Source organism: Paenibacillus humicola, assembly GCF_028826105.1.
GTDB classification, from domain to species: Bacteria; Bacillota; Bacilli; order Paenibacillales; family Paenibacillaceae; genus Paenibacillus_Z; species Paenibacillus_Z humicola.
Window position 1 is genome coordinate 1,280,023 of the sequence record NZ_JAQGPL010000001.1, and the last position, 20,777, is coordinate 1,300,799.

Below are 20,777 nucleotides of genomic sequence, written 5' to 3' on the forward strand. Positions count from 1 at the left end.
ACGAACAGCAGCCGTAACGGGGGCGGCCAGCTCAGGAAAGCGGCAGGCTTACGCAGCAGCCGGCTCAGGAAAGCGGGCGGCTCCTTCATGGAGCCGGCTGCTTGGTTTGCGATGGCCGCCGTTCCCAGCTTGTACTCGCCCATAGAACCGGAATTTACCGCTCGTCGCCAGCATGGCGAACAGACTTCGCGTCCTCCCTGTTCGTTTGCCGGTTTGGCGCGTTCGCCAGCCGGGTAAACTGAATATGCACCGTTTTCCGGCAAAATCTTTTCCTTGTCGCACAAGATGTGCAGCCGCTTTTTGAAAATGATCGGCTTGAAGGCTTCTCCCGCCGAAGTTTTATTTGTTATGATTACATGAGGAAGTTCCGAACCGAGGGCAGGGAGTGTTGAGGCGTTGACGATTGAAGAAGGTCGCTATGTCAAGGGCACGATGAGGGATTACGTACGCGATACGCTGAAAAAGCAGATCATGGAGCTGAAACTCGAGCCGGGCCGTTTTATATCCGAGAAGGAAATTATGGAAATGCTGCAGGTGAGCCGGACGCCGATCCGCGAGGCGCTGGTGCAGCTGGCGCAGGAGGGGCTGATCGAAACGATCCCGCAGAAAGGCTCGTTTATCTCGCCCATCGATCTGGGGCACGTCGAGGAGTCGCGGTTCATCCGGGAGACGCTGGAGGCGGCGGTCGTCCGCGAGGCGTGCGGCAAGCTGAATGCGGAGCAGCTGCTGGAGCTGCAAAATTTGATCGCGATGCAGGAGCTGTGCGTGCAGGAAGGCAATTTCGCCCGGCTGTTCGACCTCGACGAAGATTTTCACCGCACGATGATCAACGCCTGCGGCCGTCCGCGCACCTGGCTGCTGCTGCAGCAGATGAACACCCATTACAACCGGCTCCGGCTGCTTCGCCTGGCCGACAACTACGCCTGGCAGCTGATCGTGGCCCAGCATCAGGAGATCGCGGATGCGATCAGAGGCAACCGGCCGGACGAGGCGGAACGGGTGCTGCGCGCGCATTTGAGCCGCGTTGAAGACGAGAAGGAAGAACTGAAATTGAAATACCCGGCTTATTTCAGACGCTGACGCCGGACAAGCCGGTTTCGCACACGGCTGCACGCCTTTTTGCCGGCTTGAACGGGCAGCGAGCATCCGGGAAAGGAGATTCAAACGATGATCACACTGAAGACGCGGGACGAAATCGAGCACTTGCGCAAAGCCGGGCAAATCGTGGCGGAGTTCCACCGCGAAATCGCCCGTATGATCCGGCCCGGCATATCTACGATGGAGATTGAGGAATTTGCGGACCGGTTTCTTGAGGAGCGGGGCGCCGGCGCGTATACGAAGGGTTACAAAGGCTATCCGTACGCCACCTGCGCCTCCGTCAACGACGTCATCGCCCACGGTTTTCCAAGCCGCGCGCCGCTGAAAGAGGGCGACATCGTCAAGATCGACATCGTCGCGGAGCTGGACGGATGGATCGGCGATTCCGCGTGGTGCTACGCGGTCGGCGGCATATCCGAAGAAGCGCGGAAGCTGATGGACGTGACGAAGGAGTGCCTGTATATCGGCATCGGGAAAGCCGTTGCCGGCGCGCGGCTCGGCGATGTCATGCACGAGGTGCAGACCCATGCGCAGCTAAACGGCTTCTCCGTCGTGCGCGATTTGCTCGGCCACGGCGTCGGGCGCGAGCTGCATGAGGAGCCGAACTTTGCGCACGTCGGAACGCCCGGCAAAGGCGTCCGGCTGAAGGAAGGCATGGTCATCACGATCGAGCCGATGATCAACGCCGGGAGCCCTCATATGACAATCGACGCCGACGGCTGGACCTGCCGGACGGCCGACGGTTCGTTATCCGCGCAGTTCGAGCATACCATCGCCATCACGGCGGACGGCCCGGTCATCTTGACGGAGCAGTAACGCGCGCCGCCGGCGGCGCTCCTGGGCCGCGAGACGTCCCGGGAGCGGCGGCCCGCCAAGCGGCGTGTGGCGCGCGGCGCATCTGCGGCGTACCGGCTCGAAAGCGGCTAGCCTAAGCCAGCTGTCGATCAGCTGCTCGCGCCTCGGCCCGATGGAAATCCAGCGGACGGGTACTCCGATCCGCTCCTCGATGAAATCGACGTAGCGCCTGGCGTTCGCCGGCAGCTCGCCGTAACGCCGGATGCCGGAAATATCCGTTTTCCAGCCGGAAAGCCGCTTCCAGACGGGCGAAGCCGCCTCAAGCAGGGCGGGGGCCGGGAAGCGGTCCGTTTCTTGTCCGCCGATGCGGTAGGCCGTGCATACCGGGATGTCCGCCAAATACCCGAGGACGTCCAGATTGGTCAGCGCGACCTCGGTCGCGCCCTGCAGCAAACAGCCGTAGGCTGCCGCCACCGCATCGAACCAGCCGACTCGCCGCGGACGGCCGGTTACGACGCCGAATTCGCCTGCGTCGCCGCCTCGCCGGCGCAGCTCGTCGGCCTCCCGGCCCGTCAGCTCCGCGACGAGCGGCCCTTCGCCGACGGCGCTCGTATACGCCTTGGTCACCGCGACGATGCGCGTAATCGCCTGCGGCGGCACGCCGGCCCCGGCGGCGGCATATCCCGCAAGCGTCGATACGGACGTCGTGAACGGGAAGATGCCGTGATCGACGTCGCGCAGCGCGCCGAGCTGCCCTTCGGCGAGCACGCGCTTCCCCGCCTTCAGCGCCTCGTTCAGCAGCGTCGTCGTGTCGCCCAGATAAGGCGCGAGCCGCTGCGCCTTCGCATGCAGCTCCGCCGCGATTCGTGCAGCGTCCAGCGTTTTCTCCCCGTACAGATGGTGCAGCAGCAGGTTTTTGCTTTTGAGCGCCGCCTGCAGCCTCTCTTCGAGCCGGCCGGGTCGCATCAAATCGGCGGCCTGAACCCCGATTTTCAGCGCCTTGTCCGCATAGAAGGGCGCGATACCCGACCGTGTCGAACCGAATCGGCGCGCGCCGAGCCGCTCCTCCTCCAGGGCGTCGAGAAGCTTATGGTACGGCAGGACGATTTGAGCCCGTTCGGAGATACGCAGGTCGGGCGCGGGAACGCCGCGTTCCGCAAGCCCGTCCAGCTCGCGGAAGAGATCGTCCGGGTTCAGCGCGACCGCCGGCCCGATCACGTTCACGACGCCCTGCCGGAAGACGCCGGACGGCAGGAGACGCAGCCCGAATTTTCCCCATTCGTTCAAAATCGTATGCCCCGCATTGCTTCCGCCCTGAAACCGGACGACCATGTCCGCTACCGCCGCCAGCGCGTCGGTCATTTTGCCCTTGCCTTCATCGCCCCAGCCCGCACCTACAACAGCCGTTACGCTCATCGATCCGATCACTCCCTTGATTGATCATGGCTTTCGAAACCGATTATAATGAAACGATAGTCATAAATAAAATGAATCTTATTAATATTTGTCATAAAAGGAGTTAATGGTTATGGTCGAAAACATCGAATGGTACCGGGCGTTCTATTATGCCGCCAAGACAGGGAGCCTGACCGGTGCGGCGGCGGAGCTGTTCGTCACGCAGCCGGCTGTGACGCACGCGGTCAGACAGCTCGAGAACCGCCTCGGCGGGCCGCTGTTCGTCCGGACGTCCAAAGGGGTGCGGCTGACGCCGGAAGGAGCGGAGCTGTACGGCCATATCGAGGCGGCGTTCCGCCTGATCCGCAGCGGCGAGCGGAAAATCGCGGAGATGCGCGACCTGCTGGCCGGCGAAATCCGCATCGGCGCCGGCGATACGCTGTGCAGGCATTACCTGCTGCCGCATATGAAAGCTTTTCACGAGCGGTATCCGAACGTTAAATTCCGGGTCACGAACCGGACGTCGCTCGAAACGATGGAGCTGCTCGGGAAAGGCGAAATCGATCTCGGCATCGTCAACCTGCCGCTGGCGGACAAGCGGGCGGATATCGTGGAGGCGGTCACGCTGCAGGACTGCCTGGCCGCCGGCGCCGCCTACAGGCACCTTGCCGAAACCGGTCTGACGCCGGCCGGTCTGACCGGCGGCCTGCTGCTCATTTTGCTCGAACGCGGCAGCAGCACACGAGCCGCCTTCGACGCGTTCGCGGCGGCGCACGGCGTTGACGCGAGGCCGGAAATCGAGCTGGGCAGCATCGATCTGCTCGTGGAATTCGCCCGCTCCGGCTTTGGCATCGCCTGCGTCGTCCGGGATTTTATCGGGGAGGAGCTCGCCCGCGGAGAGCTGTTCGAGGTGAAGCTGGAGCCCCCCCTGCCGCCTCGGAGCGTCGGGATCGCCACGCTGCGCGGCGCGCCGCTGCCCGCGGCGGCGGAACGGTTCATCCGCCGGCTGCTCGCGCCGGCCGGACAAGACGGAGGGGACGATTGACGAGCCGTTCCGGACGGTGCTATCATGAAAATATTCCTACCTGCGCAATCGGAAAAACGACATCATGGGATGCAGCTGAGACGTCGGCCGGTGCCGCGTCTTTTTAGTTCTGAAATACATTCCTTAAAGGAGATGAACGACGATGAGCCTTTTGGCGGATTGGGTGCATTATGGCGACGATGGGAAATACCGGGGGTACCTGGCAAGACCGGATCATGTAAAGGAGCCGCTGCCGGCCGTTATCGTGCTGCAGGAAATTTGGGGCGTGGACGAGCATATCCGGGATGTGACGAGGCGGATCGCACAGGCGGGGTACGTGGCGTTCGCGCCCGATTTGTTTGCCGGAAACCGCGAAGTGGCGGATGTCCTTGCGGAGGATCGGGTCAAGGAAGCAAAGCAATTTCTGAATTCGATTCCGCCGGCACACTGGCGCGACGCGGAGCAGCAGAAAAGCGCGCTCGCCGCTCTCCCGGAAGCAAAAGGCAGGGCCATCGCTGAGACGCTCGGCGAGCTGTTTAACCATGGGGGACGGATGCCGGGCTATATCCAGCAAATCATGGCGGCTTCGGCCTGGCTGCGGGACGGCTTCGAGCACAGCCGGGGCTGCGGCGTCGCATCCGTCGGCTTCTGCATGGGAGGCGCGCTGTCCGGCATGCTGGCGGCGAGGGATCCCAAGCTGAGCGGCGCGGTCATTTTCTACGGGAGCGCGCCGTCCGCGGATCTGATCCCGGAGATCGGCTGTCCGGTGCTCGGGCTTTACGGCGAACTGGACAAACGGATCACGGACGAGGTCCCCGCGTTCGCCGAAGCGCTGCGCGCGGCCGGCAAAACGTTTGAATACCGCATTTATGACGGCGCGCAGCACGCCTTCTTCAACGATACGCGCCCCTCGTTCCAGATGGCCGCGTCCCGCGACGCCTTCACCCGGACGCTCGCGTTCCTGCAGCGGACGCTGACGGCCGGCGAGCCGGCCGTGGTTTAAGCAGCGTAGACGCCCGGCTGCATTGAAAATCCCGTGTGTGAAAAGACCGCCCAATGAAGTGCCGCTGTCGGCGCCTCATTGGGCGGTTTTTTTGCGAATACGCGGATGGATGCTTATTCTCCGGAGGCGTCGCGCCGCAGGCTTTCCGCGATTACGTGCGCACCCGCAAGCTAGCGGCGGATCACAAGCGGCTTGCGCGATTACGGATGCGCATCCGGAAGCGGCACCGCTCCGCCTTAAGTCCGCGATTCCATTTCACCCTTCAGCCTGGCAATCAGTTCATGCAGCTTAACGGCACCGATATCGCCTTCGCCGCGTCCCCGCACGGACACCGTTCCCGCGCTTCGTTCGTTTTCGCCGAGAATCAGCATGTACGGCACTTTCTCTAGCCGGGCCTGGCGTATTTTGTAGCCGAGCTTCTCGCCGCTGCCGTCGATTTCGCAGCGGATGCCGGCCTGCAGCAGCTGCCGCTCGACGTCCTCGGCGTACTCGTTCTGCGGCTGCGATACCGGAAGCAGCTTCGCCTGCACCGGGGCGAGCCAGAGCGGGAACGCGCCCGCGTAATGCTCGGTCAGAATGCCGACGAACCGGTCGATCGAGCCGTATACGGCGCGGTGTATGACGACCGGGCGATGCTTGCGGTTATCCTCGCCGATGTACGACAGCCCGAACTTCTCCGGCATTTGAAAATCGAGCTGAATCGTTGCGCACTGCCAGCTTCGCTTCAAGGCGTCGCGGATATGATAATCGATCTTCGGTCCGTAAAAGGCGCCGTCGCCTTCATTGAGCCGGTATGCGGTGCCGCTCCTCTCCAGCACGCGGCGCAGCGCGTTCTCGGCTTCCTCCCAAACCGCAAGCTCGCCCATATAATCCGCGGGCCGCGTCGACAGCTCGACCGTATAGTCGAAGCCGAATACGCCGTAAATCCGGTCGATCAGCTCCATCACCCGCCCGATTTCGTCCTCAATCTGGTCGGGACGGACGAACAGGTGCGCGTCGTCCTGGCAAAACGTGCGGACCCGCATCATGCCGTTCAAAGCGCCGGAAAACTCGTGCCGGTGCACCTGGCCGAATTCGGCGATGCGAAGCGGAAGCTCGCGATAAGAACGGAGGCGGCTGCGGTAAATAAGCATATGGCCGGGGCAGTTCATCGGCTTCAGCGCATGGCGGGCGTTGTCCGCTTCGGTGAAGTACATATTTTCGCTGTAATGATCCCAGTGGCCCGATTCCTCCCACAGCCTCTGGTTCATGATGAGCGGCGTCCGCACCTCTTCGTAGCCGTTCAGGAGCTGAAGTCCGCGGGAGAACTGCTCCAGCTCCGAGCGGACGACCGTTCCCTTGGGCAAATAAAACGGCATGCCCGGCGCTTCCTCGGAAAACATAAACAGCTCCAGTTCCCGGCCGAGCTTGCGGTGATCGCGCTTCCGCGCTTCCTCCAGCAGGCGCAGATGCTCTTCCAGCATGCTTGGCTTCGGGAACGCCGTGCCATAGATGCGCTGCAGCATCTTGTTGCTTGCATCCCCGCGCCAGTAAGCGCCCGCGACGCTCAACAGCTTGAATGCCCTGAGCCGTCCCGTCGACGGCACATGCGGCCCGCGGCACAGGTCGACGAATTCGCCCTGCTCGTAGAGGGAAATGACGGCATCCTCCGGCAGGCCGCGAATGAGCTCGAGCTTCAGCGGGTCCTGCAGCCGTTCGAACGTCCGAAGCGCTTCCTCGCGGCCGACCTCGCGCCTGACGATCCGCAAATCCTCGGCGACGGCAGCCTCCATTTCCCGCTCGATCGATGCGAGATCGGATTCCGAGAGCGGCTTCTCCACATCGATGTCGTAGTAGAAGCCGTCTTCGATAACCGGGCCGACGCCGAGCTTGACGGCCGTCTCTCCGTACAGCCTCCGGATCGCCTGCGCCATCAGATGCGCCGTGCTGTGCCTGTACACCTGAAGCCCCTCGGCACTGCCTTCCGCCACGATTTCGACGGCAGCGTCCGCCTCGATCGGCCGGCTCAGGTCTGTGAGGCGCCCGTCGATTTTGCAGGCGACGGCGCTTCGCGCGAGTCCCGTTCCGATCGCTTCGGCGATATCCGCGCCCGTCGTTCCGCGCGTGAACTCCTTTACATCCCCGTTTGGCAGCGTAATTCGAATCTGCTTTGACATGGCCGATACCTCCGATTGCAAGATGGATTTGAACGCAAAAAAACGCACTTGTCGCCCTGAAGGGACGAGTGCGTTCGGCTCGTGGTTCCACCCTCGTTCGACCCCCGGCAGCGGCGCCCGTGCGAAATGCCGGCCGGCGTGCGGAGGTCCTCGTTTGCGAATCCGGTAACGGGGATGAATCGTTTCCGCTTACTTCCTCGCACCGGCTCGTGCCGGAGGAGGGTTCAACGAAACGGCTGCAAAGGGGTAATTCCGCCCCGGGAGCTGAAGGAGCTTGCAGCCGAGACTCCTCTCTCTGGGCAGTCCGGCGGCGGAATCGTATCTTTGGTACTCGCCATTTTATGGTATTGGTTCAAGATTATAGCGCGGGAATGTTGTAGAAGTCAAGAGGGCGGAAGCGGAAAATACCGTTCCTTCAGCACGTTCCAGTGGTGCCGTTCGTGACCGGCGATGACGCACGCGGCGGCAAGCGCGGACAGCGGCTCGCCGTACATCCAGCCTTTCCGGGCCCAAGCTTCGTCCGGAAGCCCCTTCAGCAGCAAAATCGTGGAACGCCGGACCATGGCGAACTCCTCCAGCAGGTCCTTGAACGGCAGACGGTCGAACCGAGCCGTCCGGACGTAATCGTCCTGCTCGTAGCCCGGGTACGAATAGCCGTCCCCGCGGGCCGCGCGCAGCAGCCGGTACGCCCAGATCCGCTCGTTGTCGGTCACGTGCCCGAGCACGTCCTTGACGCTCCATTTTCCTTCGGCGTAGCAGAAACCGGCCTGCTCCTCCGTGACCGGCTCCAGCAGCGCAAGCATGGCGGACCGCTGCGTTTCCAAAATCGCGGTCAGACTGCCCTCGGGCACAAGCGAAATATACCGTTCCAAATAAGGGGCGTATGCGCCCGCCTGCGGACGTAATTCCATTGCGATGCTCCTCCTTCAGCGGCCTGAAATACCGCAAATCGCTCTCCTCCGGAAGCCAATTTGCGGTACACGAGTGCCTGAATATTTTCACCATCCTAAACGCTGCGCTTGGCAAGACAAATCTGCTTAGAGTCGTTATGTCTTGAACGACTCCCGCCCGGGCTCGTCATCCGTTCCGGCGCCGAAAATCGTCCATAAAATCGGCCAGCGCCCTGCATGCCTCGAGCGGAACGGCGTTATAGGCCGATGCCCGCAGGCCGCCGACGCTGCGGTGGCCCGCCAGTCCCTCGAACCCTGCGCACTCCGATTCCCGGACGAACCGGCGCTCCAGCTCTTCGCTCGCCATGCGCCATGTGATGTTCATATCCGAGCGGTCCGATTTGCGTGCGAAGCCGGTGTAAAATCCGCCGCTCCGGTCGATCGCGTCGTACACGAGCTTCGCTTTGGCGCGATTCAGCTTCTCCATTGCGGCTGCTCCGCCCTGCGCGGCCGTCCAATCGAGCACCAGGCGCATCATGTACAGCGCATGAACGGGGGGCGTGTTGTACAGCGATCCGTTCTGCGCAAACGTCTCGTACCGCCAAATGAGCGGAATGCTCTTGGACGCCCGTTCGAGAAGCTCCTCGCGTATGATTACGGCCGTAATTCCGGCGGGTCCCAGGTTCTTTTGCGCACCGGCATAAATGAGCGAGAACCGGCTGCAGTCGAGCCGCCGGCCGAGCAGGTCGCTCGTCATGTCGGCGATGAGCGGCACATCGCCGGTATCCGGGAACTCGTCAAAGCGTGTGCCCTCGATCGTATTGTTCGTCGTCATATGCACATAGGCCGAATCACCGGGAACGGCAAGACCCCGCATGTCCGGAACGGAGCGCCAGCCGTCAGGCTTCGTGCTGGCCGCGATCCGGGTGCGACCGAGATAACCCGCCTCGCTCCACGCTTTCTCCGCAAAGCTGCCGGAGAGCACGTAATCCGCCGTCTTCTCCGGCGGCAAAAAATTGAGCGCCGCCAACGCGAACTGCGCGCTCGCGCCGCCGCCCATAAAGAGCGCGCGGTAATCGGCGCCGAGTCCGGCCGCCTCGAGCAGCAGCCGCTGCGTTTCCGCGGCAAGCTCCTCCACCACCGCGCCGCGGTGCGACATTTCCATAATCGACATGCCGCCTCCGGCCTGCAGCTCGACAAGCGTTTCTTTGGCATGCTCCAGCACCGGAAGCGGCAGCGCCGCCGGCCCCGGATTGAAGTTGTACCGTCTTTCGTTCATACGTTCTCCTCCCGATCGGTAAAATAAAAACAGCGCTTCTCGTATTGGGACGAGGAGCGCTGCTCGCGGTGCCACCCAAATTCGGGGAACGTCTCGCAGCCATTCCCCCTCTTGGTTCCGCGGTAACGGGCGGGCCCGGTTAACTTAGAACGGCGTGCCTGATGACAACGGCGTGCCTGACGTTCTTGGCGAAAACGCCTCCGAGTCGGATACTCTTCATCGGCATGTTTTCCGTATTCTTGTTATTGATCCTGATTATAGGACGCGCCGGAGGCGGCGTCAATCCATTTTTCGCGAATATTTCGCGGAAATGAGAGGTGCGCAAGACGGGGAACTCGGATATACTATACCATTGAGAACGAAAAGGAAGGGGAGTGGGAAGATGAGACAGCGCTGCGAGCGTTTCGCGTTGTTTCTCGCTGCTTCCCATTCGCCCCGTCATTCGGACGCCGAAGCATGTTGATGCTTTGGCGTTATTTATTTTTAAGGGAGGCGCAGCGGACATGCGGTACAAACGGATCCTGATCAAGCTGAGCGGCGGCGCGGTCGCCGGCGGCGAATCGTACGGCTTCGACCCGGAACGGCTGAACCATATCGCAAGCGAAATTATTTCGGTGGCCGAGCTTGGGGCCGAAGTTGCGGTCGTCATCGGGGGAGGCAATATTTTTCGCGGCAATATGGCGGAGAGCTGGGGCATCGAGCGGGCAGAGGCGGACAATATCGGAACGCTGGCCACGGTCGTCAACAGCCTGATGCTGCGCGGCGTGCTGAAAGCCCGCTCCTCGCGCGAGGTGCGCGTCATGACCGCGATTCCGCTCGCTTCGGTAGCGGAGCCGTACATCCGGCTGCGGGCCATTCACCACCTGGAAAAGGGCTACATCGTTATTTTCGCCGGCGGCAACGGACAGCCTTACGTCACGACGGACTATCCGTCCGCGCAGCGGGCGATCGAGGTGAAATGCGACGCGCTCCTGGTCGCCAAGCAGGGCGTCGACGGGGTGTTCGAGCACGATCCGAAGCACCGGCGCGACGCGCGTAAATTCAAATCGCTCCACTACGACGACGTACTGGCGCGCGGGCTGACGGTCATGGACCAGTCCGCTTTTATTCTGGCCCGGGATTATCATTTGCCGATCCATGTGTTCAACTTCGACCGGCAGGGCGCGATGAGGGAAATCGTCGAAGGAAAGGATGCCGGCACGCTGGTGAGCCGCGATTCGGTGCTGGCGTATGCGGAAGAGTGACTGCGCCGCTCAGCCCGAATCGACATTCCGTTTCGGGCATCCCGTACATTTTCACCCATTCCATCGAATGTAAGGTTTAGTTAATAGTTTCGTTAAGATTTGAAAATAGTTTTTGTTTATGATGGATTCCAGGAGCCGGGCTTATCGCCCGGGCGGCGAGCGGCCGGGTGCCGCTTCGGATGCCGCGTAAATTCCGACATTTAAAGGAGGGAATTAAGATGAAATCGGAAACGGGTGCCGGGCAAAAAATCGAAGCGATCGGTGCGAAAGGATTGTTTGCCGCGCTGGCGATCGTTTACATCTGGATCGGCGGCATGAAATTCACGGCCTACGAGGCGGGAGGCATAGAGCCGCTCGTCAGCAACAGTCCGCTGCTCGGGTGGCTTTACGACGTATTTTCCGTCCGCACGTTCTCATCGCTCCTCGGCGTACTGGAAATCCTGGTCGGTCTGCTTTTGCTCGGTCGCTTTGTGTCCTCCAGGCTGTCGGCCGTCGGGGCGGGGCTTTCCATCATTCTGTTTCTCACCACGTTAAGCTTCATGTTCTCGACGCCGGGCGTCATTGAGCCGAGCCTGGGATTTCCGGCGATTTCGGCTTCTCCGGGCCAATTTCTGCTGAAGGATCTCGTGCTGCTGTTCGCATCCGTGTATGCGTTGGGCGAGTCGATCCATTCGGCCCGTATCGCCGGTATTCGGCGCAATTCCGAAGCTGCCGCTCCAAACGGCGGCATGAATCCGTTCAATTGACGCTTCCGGGCGCCGGGAGTTTCCGGAGGCGTACGCCAAAGCCCCCTGTCTTGCCGTAACGGCAGGCCGGGGGTTTTGGCATGCGGCCATTCTGCACCGGAATTGGCAGCGGGGTCAGCCTTGCGGGATAATAGCCCGTTTTTGAAGCGCGGCGGACAAGAGACCAAGAGCCCGGCCGTACATCCGCATATACATGATGGACAGATAGGATGCCATTAAAGGAGGAGCGAGGCAGGTGAGAGCATCATCGCGTAAACGGTACCCTGCGCCGCGGCCGCGTATAGCGCGCGACCGGAAGTCGGGCTACCGGCTCGGCTTCGACCACGGCTATTGGTTCGGGCAGTGCGAATCGGTGTTGAAGCGGACGGCCGTTCAGATCGGAATCAAGCCCGTACACGTACTGTTTGTCGCAACGGGCAAAGGCTACCCGTATGCGCCGCTGGACGAGGCGATTGCCGCTACACTGCGCAGAAATGTCGGCCAATTGACCGTTACCGACGCGGGTCAGCCCGTCGGCGAAATCGCGGCCCGGATCCGGCCGGACGTCGTCATCGTGCTTGACGGACTCCAGTTCGATACGGCGAAGGCGGACGAGGTCCGCAGGGCGGGCATCCGGATCGCCGTCTGGTTCACGGACGATCCTTACTATACGGATATGACGGCTAAGCTTGCCCTGCATTACGACGATGTTTTTACGCTGGAGCTGAACTGTGTCGAATTTTACCGCCGCCTGGGGTGCGAAAGCGTCCATTATTTGCCGCTCGGCGTTTACCAGGACGAATTTCGGCCGCGCAATCCGGAGCTCAACAAGCGTCACGACATCCTCTTCATCGGCTCGGCCTTTTGGCGGAGGGTTGAATTTTTCGATCAAATTACGGATTATTTGGCATCCCGCGATACGCACATTTCGGGCATTTGGTGGGAGAGGCTGAAGCGGTACAACCGGCTGAAGGGCAAAATCGCGCTCGGCCGCTGGATGGGACCCCGGGAAACGGCGGGCATGTACAGCGGCGCGAAAATCGTCATTAACATGCACCGGGCGCCCGAGGACGATACCTTTAACAGCAACAGCGCAGGCATTACGGCGGTGTCCCCCAACCCGAGAACGTTCGAAGTCTCGGCCTGCGCCGCACTGCAGCTTACCGATATCCGGGACGATCTGGCGTCTTTCTATAAGCCCGGGTCGGAAATCGTCACGTACTCCTCCCCTTCGGATATGGTCGAGAAAATCGAATATTATTTAACCCATGAGGAGGAGCGCAGGCGGATCGCCATGCAGGGTATGGCCCGCACGATGCGGGAACACACGTATGATCATCGGCTCCGCACGATGCTCTCCATATTATTTCCGGACAGGTAGCATTTACTTGGACAACGGCGGCAGGTACCGGCACCGAATTCGGTGTCTGCGGAATGGTATGGACTTCCAAAATTACGGAAAACCTAGGAACAAAGTCATCTTCCGCAGACGAGGAGAGCCGAATGAAAGTAACCGAACGGATTACCGGCACCCAGCTTGGCATGCTGCTGTTTTCCTTTGTGTTTCCCGCGCTGGTCATTCCCGCTCCGGGCATCATGGCCGCATTCGCCAAGCAGAACGCCTGGATATCGGTGTTTCCCGGCGCCCTGCTCGGCGTGACCAACATTTGGGTCATGACGGCGCTATCGAATCGCTATCCCGGGCTGACGATTCTGGAATACACCGAAAAAATCGTAGGCAAATGGCTCGGAAAAGCGCTGAGCCTTTATTTTTTCTATTACTGGTATTCGCTTGTCACGGTCGTCATTAACGAGCATTCGCGTTTTCTCAATACGTTCCTGCTGCCGCGGACGCCGACCATAGTCGGGGGGCTGACGATCGTCGTGCTCAGCGCGCTCGCCGTTTATGCGGGAATCGAAGTGATCGGGAGATGCAACAGCTTTCTGACGGTGCTCATTATCATGTTTCTTTTGCCGCTCTTTGTTCTCGCGCTTCAAGATACGGATATCAAGCATTTGATGCCCGTGCTTGGTGAAGGGATCGTTCCGGTGCTGCAGGGGTCCTTTCCCGTGTCGGCCAATATCAATCAGGTGTTTCTGCTCGGCTGGCTGATCCCGTTTCTGAAGCAGCGCCAGAAAGCGCGCAGGGCCGGCATGATTGCGCTGTTCGGCATCGTAACGCTGATCGTAACGGTCAATTTGCTCACGGTCATGATCTTCGGCCCGATTACGGGAAAGCTGACGTATTCGTTTCTGTCGCTCATTCAATATATCGGGATTCAGGGCTCCTTCGAACGGCTGGAGGCCATTGCCGTTGCGATCTGGGTTTTCGGCATTTTCGTAAAGGTCTCGGTCGGCCTGTTTATGCTGTCCCTTTGCTTGTCCCATGTATTCGGCATTCGCAATTACCGGGACATTGTCGCTCCGCTCGCGCTGCTCGCGCTTGTCGGCGCGGTCTGGTCATTCACGACGAAGTCGGATTACCAGCAGTTTGAAACGTTCACCTACCCCTTATGGGCGATCGTGACGCAAAATCTGCTGCCTGCGGTTCTCCTTGCCGCCGATGCGATCAAGCGAAAAGCAAGCGGCTCACTTCTTTAGCAGCGACCTGCCGAGCTGTTTGAAAACGGCTTCGGCCGGCGCATTGAAGCTCGGCACCTTCACCTTGGCGATCAGCAGGGAGCCGACGACGAGGCTGATGAGCATCAATACGCCGTACAGGAAGGCCGCCGGGTGCTGCCGGCTGGCTGCAAGGGAATGGACCCGGACATACGACCAGACGGCAAGCAGCACGATATAACCTCCGATTTGCAGCATTATTTGACAATCTCCTTTTCCTTTAATTGCAGCGGCGGGCCCGATACCCCGGTTTCACGCAAATTCAGCTTGACCGAAACCGATATTTCCGCTTCGGGAAACAGCTTGTCCCATTTCTTCTGGATTTGTTTCCATTTGCGGGGATGGTTTCGGAACAGGACGCCCCCGAACCCAGCGACATCCGATTTATACTCCTTCTGGATCTTGTACAAACATTCCTTCGCTTGCTTTGCGACCGTATCCTCCAGCGCTTTCTCCGCCATTTTAAGATTCGGCATTCGGGTAATATCAAGCGGCGAATTATTCTCCAGCAGGTCTCCATTTCCCCTCAGCCGGATGTGGAACTTGACCTTGTCTCCGTTAACCTCGGACGTAATTTTGCTGCTGGCGGTGACTAGGACCATGCCGATGCTTCCGTACCCTTTCGGAAGGGCGGCGACAATGCGGCCTTGCTTCTTGCGGCCGGTAATCCAGAGCAGTCCGTCCGTCTCCTTCTCGTTCAAAAATCCGGCCAATTTGAGCTCCTTGAAAACGGCCGCGCCCGAAAAACGAAAAAGGTCTTTTTTGCTTTTCCCTGAAGAGATTTCGGGCGTTATGGCGGCCGCTACCGGATTCCCGCCTTCGCTTGACGATGCGATAAAGAAATCCCGCAGCGTAACCGACAAATGGTCGCCCAGGATCTCCATTTCTTTCACGGCCTCGGTTGGAGCTTCTTCGAAAGGATACTGAACCTCCACGATTTTCTCCGGATCACCGCCCCTGACGACCATAATAAACGTTCTCAGGCGGTTGTGGGGATCGTGGGTAAAAATGTCGAGGATGTCGCCGAGTCCGCGCCTGGCCAGCCGTTCGCTGATGAAAATCACGCTGCGGTGCGACGTGAACAGCCGCCGGGATAATTTATTTTGCAGCCGCTGGATCGCTTCCATATTGTTCTGCCCGGCAGCGCTCAAAACGAAAAACTTTTCTTTCCGCCCGCTCCCGTCCGACGTCCCCGCCTGCTGGGGGAGCGCAATCTGGACGGTGCCCTTGACTTCTCCCTTCTTCGTCACATCGAGCGCGGTGCCCATAACGATCGCAAGATCGTTGACTTCCGTCCGGTCCCAGCAGCCGGTTGTGAGCACTAAAGCGGCAATCAGAATCATGCATAAGAACGGTCTGGCCATGACGCTTCCTCCTTTCTTCCGCTGTTTACTTTGCTCCCTGCCCCCCGGATTCCGCGGAAGGCGGGCGGCGGCTTTTGTTCCACACCGGAACGCGGACCAGAATGTCCTTCAAATTCCGCACCGAGATCGGGGCTGCCGGGGCGAAATAAGGAACCCCGAACGAACGCAGGGAGCAGACGTGCAGCAAAATGCCCAGGAACCCGAGCGCGATGCCGTACAGCCCGAGCGTTCCCGCCAGGAACAGGATCGGGAACCGCAGCAGCCGGACGCCGTTGGCAAAGCTGTAGCGCGGAATCGTAAACGAGGCGATCCCCGTAATCGAAACGATAATGACGACCGGGGCCGAAATGATGCCCGCCTGCACGGCCGCCTGGCCGATAACGAGCGCTCCGACGATGCTGATCGCTTGACCGATCTGCTTGGGCAGCCGGATTCCGGCTTCGCGCAGCGCTTCGAAAATGATTTCCATCAGCAGCGCTTCGATCAGCGCCGGGAAGGGAACCGGCTCCCTGGAGCCCGCAATGCTCAGCAGCAGGCTGGTCGGAATCATCTCCTGATGATAGGTGGTAATGGCCACGTACAGGGGCGGGGCGAATATCGCGATGATCAGAAAAATGAGCCGGATCCACCGGACGAAGGTGGCGATCGGCCACCGGACATTGTAATCCTCGCTTGCCTGCAAACCGGCCCAGAAGGTCATTGGCAGCAGGAGCACGAAGGGCGTCGAATCGACCAGCAGCGCGACATTGCCCCCGAGCAGTCCGGCCGCGATGACGTCCGGCCGCTCCGTGCTCTGGATTTGCGGGAACGGGGAATAGGCATCGTCTTCGATAAATTCCTCGATATTGTTCGAGTCGAGAATGCCGTCGATGCGAATCTTTCGGATCCGCCTGCGGACCTCTTCCACAACCGAGGCGTCGGCAACGCCGTCGATATAGGTCAGGGCAACCTCGGTTTGGGTCAGATCGCCGACGGTAAACGTTTCGATTTTGAGCCGGGACGTTTTCAGCCTGCTGCGGATGAGCCCGATATTGGTCGAATTGTTCTCGATAAATCCGTCTCTCGGCCCGCGGATGACCGGCTCGGAGGAAGGCTCCTCCAGGCTGCGCTGCGCTTTGCCGCTGACCGAAACGGCCATCGCCCGCCGCTCGCCCGCCGCCAGAATGACGGCGTTGCCGTTCAGCACGTAGCGCACGAGCTCGGAAATGCGGCCGACGAGCGAAATTTCGCCGATCGAAATGAGCAGGTCGTCAAGCGCTTCGATCCCGCCGCTCAGGCTTGCATCCTTGGCGGAACGATGAGCGATCATCGGGTTCAGGACATGCTCGTCGAGCATTTTTTTATCGACCAGCGACGAAATATAGACAACGATCCACTGCACGTTCCCGCCGACCCGGATTCGGCGAAAGACGACGTCGGAGCAGTTTCGAAAGATTGATTTTAGATGGGCTTCGTTAAATTCGAGATCGGGGACCAGCTCCCCGCGGTCTTCCTCTTCGAATTGGAACGTATCCCGGTTTCTGCCCTTTTTCACGATCGTCACCTCAGACCTTGTGCGGATGAAGTTATTTTTCCAAATTCCGTCACTTGTATTCTGCGGATAGTTTACGAAAAACGGCCCAGCTCGTTCCAAGGGAGACGAACGCCGGCATCCGGCCATTTTCGCCTGCCGGCGGCCTGCTTTCGCAGCTTTGTCCAATCGTCGAACGCTTCGTTTTCATAGATTGTAAAAAAGGGGAGGTGCAGCCGAAAGATGAAAGCGGTCATTACGGGAGGAGCGGGGTTCATCGGCTCCCGCTTGGCGTCGGCGCTTGCGAAGGCCGGCTGGGAGACGGTCATCGTCGACGATTTGTCGGCTGGCGCCATGGAAGACGTGCCGAGCGCGGCGCGGTTTATTTGCATGAGCGTGACCGACCCGGAATTCACGCGTCTGCTTGCGGACGAGCGTCCGGAGGTCGTGTACCATTTTGCGTCGCGAGTCGACGAAGACCGAGGCGGTCCGTTCATTGCCGCCGATCAGACGACCAATATTGTCGGTACGCTGAAAGTGCTCGAGGGCTGCCGGAAGGCAAAGCCGGCGAAGCTGATTCTGGCCTCAACGGCTGCCGTTTTCGGAACTGCGCCGTATGCCGCCCCGAACGAAAAAACGCCGTTGTCGCCGGCAACCCCTTACGGGCTCGCGAAAAGAACGGCGGAGAAATATACCCAGTGGCATTCGCGCATGCAGGGCATTCCGTTCACGATTCTCCGTTTCGCGAACGTATACGGGCCGGGCCAGCGTCCGAGAGGCGAAGGGGGCGTCGTCGCGGTGTTTCTCGACAACATCCGGACCGGCCGGCCGCTCACCATTTACGGCGACGGCAGCCAGGAGCGCGATTTCGTCCACGTGGAGGACGTCGTGCGGGCCTGCCTGGCGTCGGCCGAAAAAGGCAGCGGCGAAATCATCCATATCGGCACCGGCGAATCGTGGTCCGTCGGGTTCGTGGCGCGCGAGCTTGCCGTCCTGCACAGCCGGCCGCTCGCGATTCGTTATGCGGACAAGCGTCCGGCCGATCCGGCACGGAGCGTGCTGCCGGCGGACAAAGCGGCCGCCGTGCTCGGATGGAGCCCGGCCGTCCGGTTTCCCGACGGGCTGCGGGCTGTCTACTCCGCCTCGTTCGGCGGCGCCGGGCCGTAATAACGGCATGCAGGACGCCGCGGCCCGGCGCGGGTGTCCGCCCTTCACCGTCTCCGAGTCTATCCGTTCCTCCTTTGTACCGAAATTTAGTACCAGATACTAATCAAGAAACTGCGCCTGTTGTGTAGGTGTCCACGCCCCCGGCACGCTTTCGTCATATGCTACATGAAGGCAGGAGGGGATTGGATTGAAAGTCGTCATTATGGCAGGAGGGAAGGGCGCCCGATTTTGGCCGAAAAGCACGGATTCCAAACCGAAACAGTTCTTGAACCTGGTCTCGTCCGATGAGACGATGCTTCAGCAGTCTTATCGTCGGTATAGAAAATATTTAGAGCCGGAAGACGTTTATGTATTGACCTGTTCGGGCTACGCGGCTGCCGTCAGGAAACAGCTGCCGGAGCTGGAAAGCGATCGTTTGATCATCGAGCCGGCGCAGAGAGATACCGGTCCCTGCGTTGCCTTGATGGCGCACTACTTTCTCTGCCGGCATCTCGACGAGGTTCTGGTGACGGTCCCTTCGGACCAATATATGGCGGACGAAGCCGACCTGCACGACGTCCTGCTGACGGCGGAACAGGCGGCACGCAGCGAAGGCGTCGTCGTGACGCTCGGCATTGTGCCGACCCGGCCCGAAACGGGGTACGGCTACATTCGGACCGAATACGGCATGAGCGGACTGCAGCCCGTCGTTTCCTTTATCGAGAAACCGACCAAGACCAAAGCGGAGGCGCTGATCCGGCAGCCGAACGTCTATTGGAACAGCGGTATTTTTGTGTGGAGACCGTCCACCATCGCATCTTATATGAAGCTATACCGCCCCGAAATTTGGCAGGCGGTCGACGTCCCCGAAGAGCAGCTTCGGGACACATACGCAAGCCTCCATAAAATATCCGTCGACTACGCCATTATTGAAAAGGTGGAAAAGCTGCTGATGATCCCGATTTCGTTCCATTGGGACGACGTTGGCAGCTGGCGGTCGCTCGAAAGGATATTTCCCGCGGATGACCAAGGAAACGTGATCAGGGGCGATGTCTATGGGGAAGACATCCGGAATTGCATCATTCATGCCGAAAAACGAAACGTCGTTGTGATCGGGGCGGAAAATCTGATCGTCGTCTCCACCGACGAAGGCGTTCTGGTCTGCCACAAATCCGCGGAACAGCACATCAAGCATGCGGTTCAATGGATAGCCGACAAGCGCGGCGACCGGCAATCTCCTTGAACGCCGCAGCCGGAAGGTCTCATCCTTCCATTAATCTATTCCTCATTGGTTGTACGCGGATAAGGATACCTGCCCAATCAGGCAAAAAAAACGCGGCCGCTTCACGATGGATAAGCGAAAAGCATTCCTTTACAGAGGGAGGAAACCTCGTTGAATTTAGCGGATAAACGGATCGTCGTGACGGGCGGGTCGGGATTTCTCGGGCAGTATGTCGTGAGCCAGCTGCAATCCCGGGGCTGCGGCAGCGTCTTCGTCCCGCGAAGCAGGGAGTATGACCTGCGCCATGAAGCGGATATCGACGCCATGCTCGAAGCTTTCCGTCCCGATGTCATCATTCACCTGGCCGCCGTCGTCGGCGGGATCGGGGAAAATCAGCGGAATCCGGGTAAATTTTTTTACGACAATCTGGTGATGGGCGCTCATCTCATCGAGCATGCCCGTTTATTCGGGGTTGAAAAATTCGTCTGCATCGGAACGGTTTGCTGCTATCCGAAGTTCACTCCGGTTCCCTTTCAGGAATCCAGCCTGTGGGACGGATACCCGGAGGAGACGAACGCGCCGTACGGGCTGGCCAAAAAAATGATGCTTGTCCAGTCCCAGGCTTACCGGAAGCAGTACGGCTTCAACTCCATCTATTTGCTGCCCGTCAATTTGTTCGGACCCGGCGATAATTTCGATTTGGAGTCGTCCCATGTCATCCCGGCCATTATCCGTAAATGCGTCGAGGCCGGCGAGCGGGGAGAGGAATCGATCACGCTGTGGGGAGACGGGAGCGCGACCAGAGAGTTTATTTATGCCGGGGATGCGGCGAAAGGCATCCTGCTCGCTGCGGAGCGGTACGACGGCGAAGAGCCCGTCAACATCGGCTCCGGGCAGGAGGTATCCATTAAAGAGCTCGCCGAATCGATCGCCCGATTGACCGGATATGAAGGCCGGATCGTGTGGGATACGTCGAAGCCGAACGGACAGCCCCGAAGATGTCTCGATGTCCGGCTCGCCAAACAATATTTCGGCTTCGAAGCCGAAACGAATATTAGGCAAGGTTTAAAACAAACGATCGACTGGTATAAGGAGCACCGTGCTTCCGCCCGTCGAAACAATCCGAATTGAAGCCGCTCCTGCGGCGGCAATCGTCCGATAGCCCTCACCTTGACCACAAGCTGAGGGCTATTTGCCGCTTCACCCGCTGTCGCTGCTCCAGCTGCCGCTTCCCCCTCTCCTTCTCCAGTAGCCGCTTGCAAAGGGCTAAAGCCCGCGATCGGCTTTTCCCGCCGGTTTGCCCGGTT

At 60.0% G+C, this 20,777-nt stretch carries 18 protein-coding genes; 11 read left to right on the plus strand and 7 right to left on the minus strand.

The genetic code is table 11. The annotated features are described in order from the left end of the window. Positions 1-396: 396 nt before the first annotated feature. Both PD282_RS06100 and map read left to right on the plus strand, forming a co-directional pair. Complete coding sequence (locus PD282_RS06100) at positions 397-1,080, plus strand: GntR family transcriptional regulator (RefSeq protein WP_274649453.1); 684 nt, start codon at positions 397-399, stop codon at positions 1,078-1,080. A gap of 87 nt (positions 1,081-1,167) precedes the next feature. Then, positions 1,168-1,914 (plus strand): type I methionyl aminopeptidase, encoded by a 747-nt coding sequence (gene map, locus PD282_RS06105; protein WP_274649454.1) that lies wholly within the window; start codon positions 1,168-1,170, stop codon positions 1,912-1,914. On the opposite strand, the gene PD282_RS06110 is transcribed toward map, so the two are convergent. Then, positions 1,846-3,309, minus strand: a complete 1,464-nt coding sequence (locus tag PD282_RS06110; protein ID WP_274649455.1) for an adenylosuccinate synthase — start codon at positions 3,307-3,309, stop codon at positions 1,846-1,848. The two genes, map and PD282_RS06110, sit on opposite strands and share 69 nt — an antisense overlap. A gap of 112 nt (positions 3,310-3,421) precedes the next feature. Here PD282_RS06110 and PD282_RS06115 point away from each other — a divergent pair, with 112 nt between their 5' ends. After that, on the plus strand, positions 3,422-4,333 hold the full coding sequence (locus PD282_RS06115; protein WP_274649456.1) for a LysR family transcriptional regulator: 912 nt from the start codon (positions 3,422-3,424) through the stop codon (positions 4,331-4,333). Between the two features lie 142 nt (positions 4,334-4,475). Further along, positions 4,476-5,315: a dienelactone hydrolase family protein gene (locus tag PD282_RS06120; protein ID WP_274649457.1), complete on the plus strand. Its 840-nt coding sequence runs from the start codon at positions 4,476-4,478 to the stop codon at positions 5,313-5,315. Between the two features lie 236 nt (positions 5,316-5,551). Here the strand turns inward: PD282_RS06120 and thrS are convergent, their stop codons facing one another. From thrS to serC, 3 genes are all read right to left on the minus strand, one after another. After that, positions 5,552-7,471, minus strand: a complete 1,920-nt coding sequence (gene thrS, locus PD282_RS06125; RefSeq protein WP_274649458.1) for a threonine--tRNA ligase — start codon at positions 7,469-7,471, stop codon at positions 5,552-5,554. Positions 7,472-7,854: 383 nt separating this feature from the next. Then, a complete protein-coding gene (locus PD282_RS06130) occupies positions 7,855-8,382 on the minus strand; it encodes a DinB family protein (RefSeq protein WP_274649459.1) in 528 nt (175 codons plus the stop codon). Between the two features lie 166 nt (positions 8,383-8,548). Beyond that, a complete protein-coding gene (gene serC, locus PD282_RS06135; RefSeq protein ID WP_274649460.1) occupies positions 8,549-9,640 on the minus strand; it encodes a 3-phosphoserine/phosphohydroxythreonine transaminase in 1,092 nt (363 codons plus the stop codon). A gap of 503 nt (positions 9,641-10,143) precedes the next feature. On the opposite strand from serC, the gene pyrH reads away from it, so the two are divergent. From pyrH to PD282_RS06155, 4 genes are all read left to right on the plus strand, one after another. Continuing rightward, positions 10,144-10,884: a UMP kinase gene (pyrH, locus tag PD282_RS06140; protein ID WP_274649461.1), complete on the plus strand. Its 741-nt coding sequence runs from the start codon at positions 10,144-10,146 to the stop codon at positions 10,882-10,884. A gap of 218 nt (positions 10,885-11,102) precedes the next feature. Then, a complete protein-coding gene (locus PD282_RS06145) occupies positions 11,103-11,630 on the plus strand; it encodes a YkgB family protein (protein WP_274649462.1) in 528 nt (175 codons plus the stop codon). 235 nt (positions 11,631-11,865) lie between these two features. Then, the gene (locus tag PD282_RS06150) at positions 11,866-12,990 is read left to right on the plus strand and encodes a CgeB family protein (protein ID WP_274649463.1); all 1,125 of its coding nucleotides are present in this window, start codon (positions 11,866-11,868) and stop codon (positions 12,988-12,990) included. 122 nt (positions 12,991-13,112) lie between these two features. Continuing rightward, positions 13,113-14,210 (plus strand): GerAB/ArcD/ProY family transporter, encoded by a 1,098-nt coding sequence (locus PD282_RS06155; protein WP_274649464.1) that lies wholly within the window; start codon positions 13,113-13,115, stop codon positions 14,208-14,210. On the opposite strand, the gene PD282_RS06160 is transcribed toward PD282_RS06155, so the two are convergent. Genes PD282_RS06160 through PD282_RS06170 form a run of 3 tightly spaced genes read right to left on the minus strand, consistent with a single transcriptional unit; the run spans position 14,199 to position 17,126 of the window. Then, positions 14,199-14,426, minus strand: coding sequence for a hypothetical protein (locus PD282_RS06160; RefSeq protein WP_274649465.1), 228 nt, complete (start codon positions 14,424-14,426; stop codon positions 14,199-14,201). The two genes, PD282_RS06155 and PD282_RS06160, sit on opposite strands and share 12 nt — an antisense overlap. Next, positions 14,426-15,592 (minus strand): Ger(x)C family spore germination protein, encoded by a 1,167-nt coding sequence (locus tag PD282_RS06165; protein ID WP_274649466.1) that lies wholly within the window; start codon positions 15,590-15,592, stop codon positions 14,426-14,428. The genes PD282_RS06160 and PD282_RS06165 overlap by 1 nt, the downstream gene beginning before the upstream one ends. 25 nt (positions 15,593-15,617) lie before the next feature. After that, a complete protein-coding gene (locus tag PD282_RS06170; protein ID WP_274649467.1) occupies positions 15,618-17,126 on the minus strand; it encodes a spore germination protein in 1,509 nt (502 codons plus the stop codon). Between the two features lie 219 nt (positions 17,127-17,345). On the opposite strand from PD282_RS06170, the gene PD282_RS06175 reads away from it, so the two are divergent. From PD282_RS06175 to PD282_RS06185, 3 genes are all read left to right on the plus strand, one after another. Further along, on the plus strand, positions 17,346-18,269 hold the full coding sequence (locus PD282_RS06175) for an NAD-dependent epimerase/dehydratase family protein (RefSeq protein ID WP_274649468.1): 924 nt from the start codon (positions 17,346-17,348) through the stop codon (positions 18,267-18,269). 187 nt (positions 18,270-18,456) lie between these two features. Then, positions 18,457-19,491 (plus strand): mannose-1-phosphate guanylyltransferase, encoded by a 1,035-nt coding sequence (locus PD282_RS06180; protein ID WP_274649469.1) that lies wholly within the window; start codon positions 18,457-18,459, stop codon positions 19,489-19,491. Between the two features lie 150 nt (positions 19,492-19,641). Beyond that, on the plus strand, positions 19,642-20,601 hold the full coding sequence (locus PD282_RS06185; protein WP_274649470.1) for a GDP-L-fucose synthase family protein: 960 nt from the start codon (positions 19,642-19,644) through the stop codon (positions 20,599-20,601). Positions 20,602-20,777: the final 176 nt, after the last annotated feature.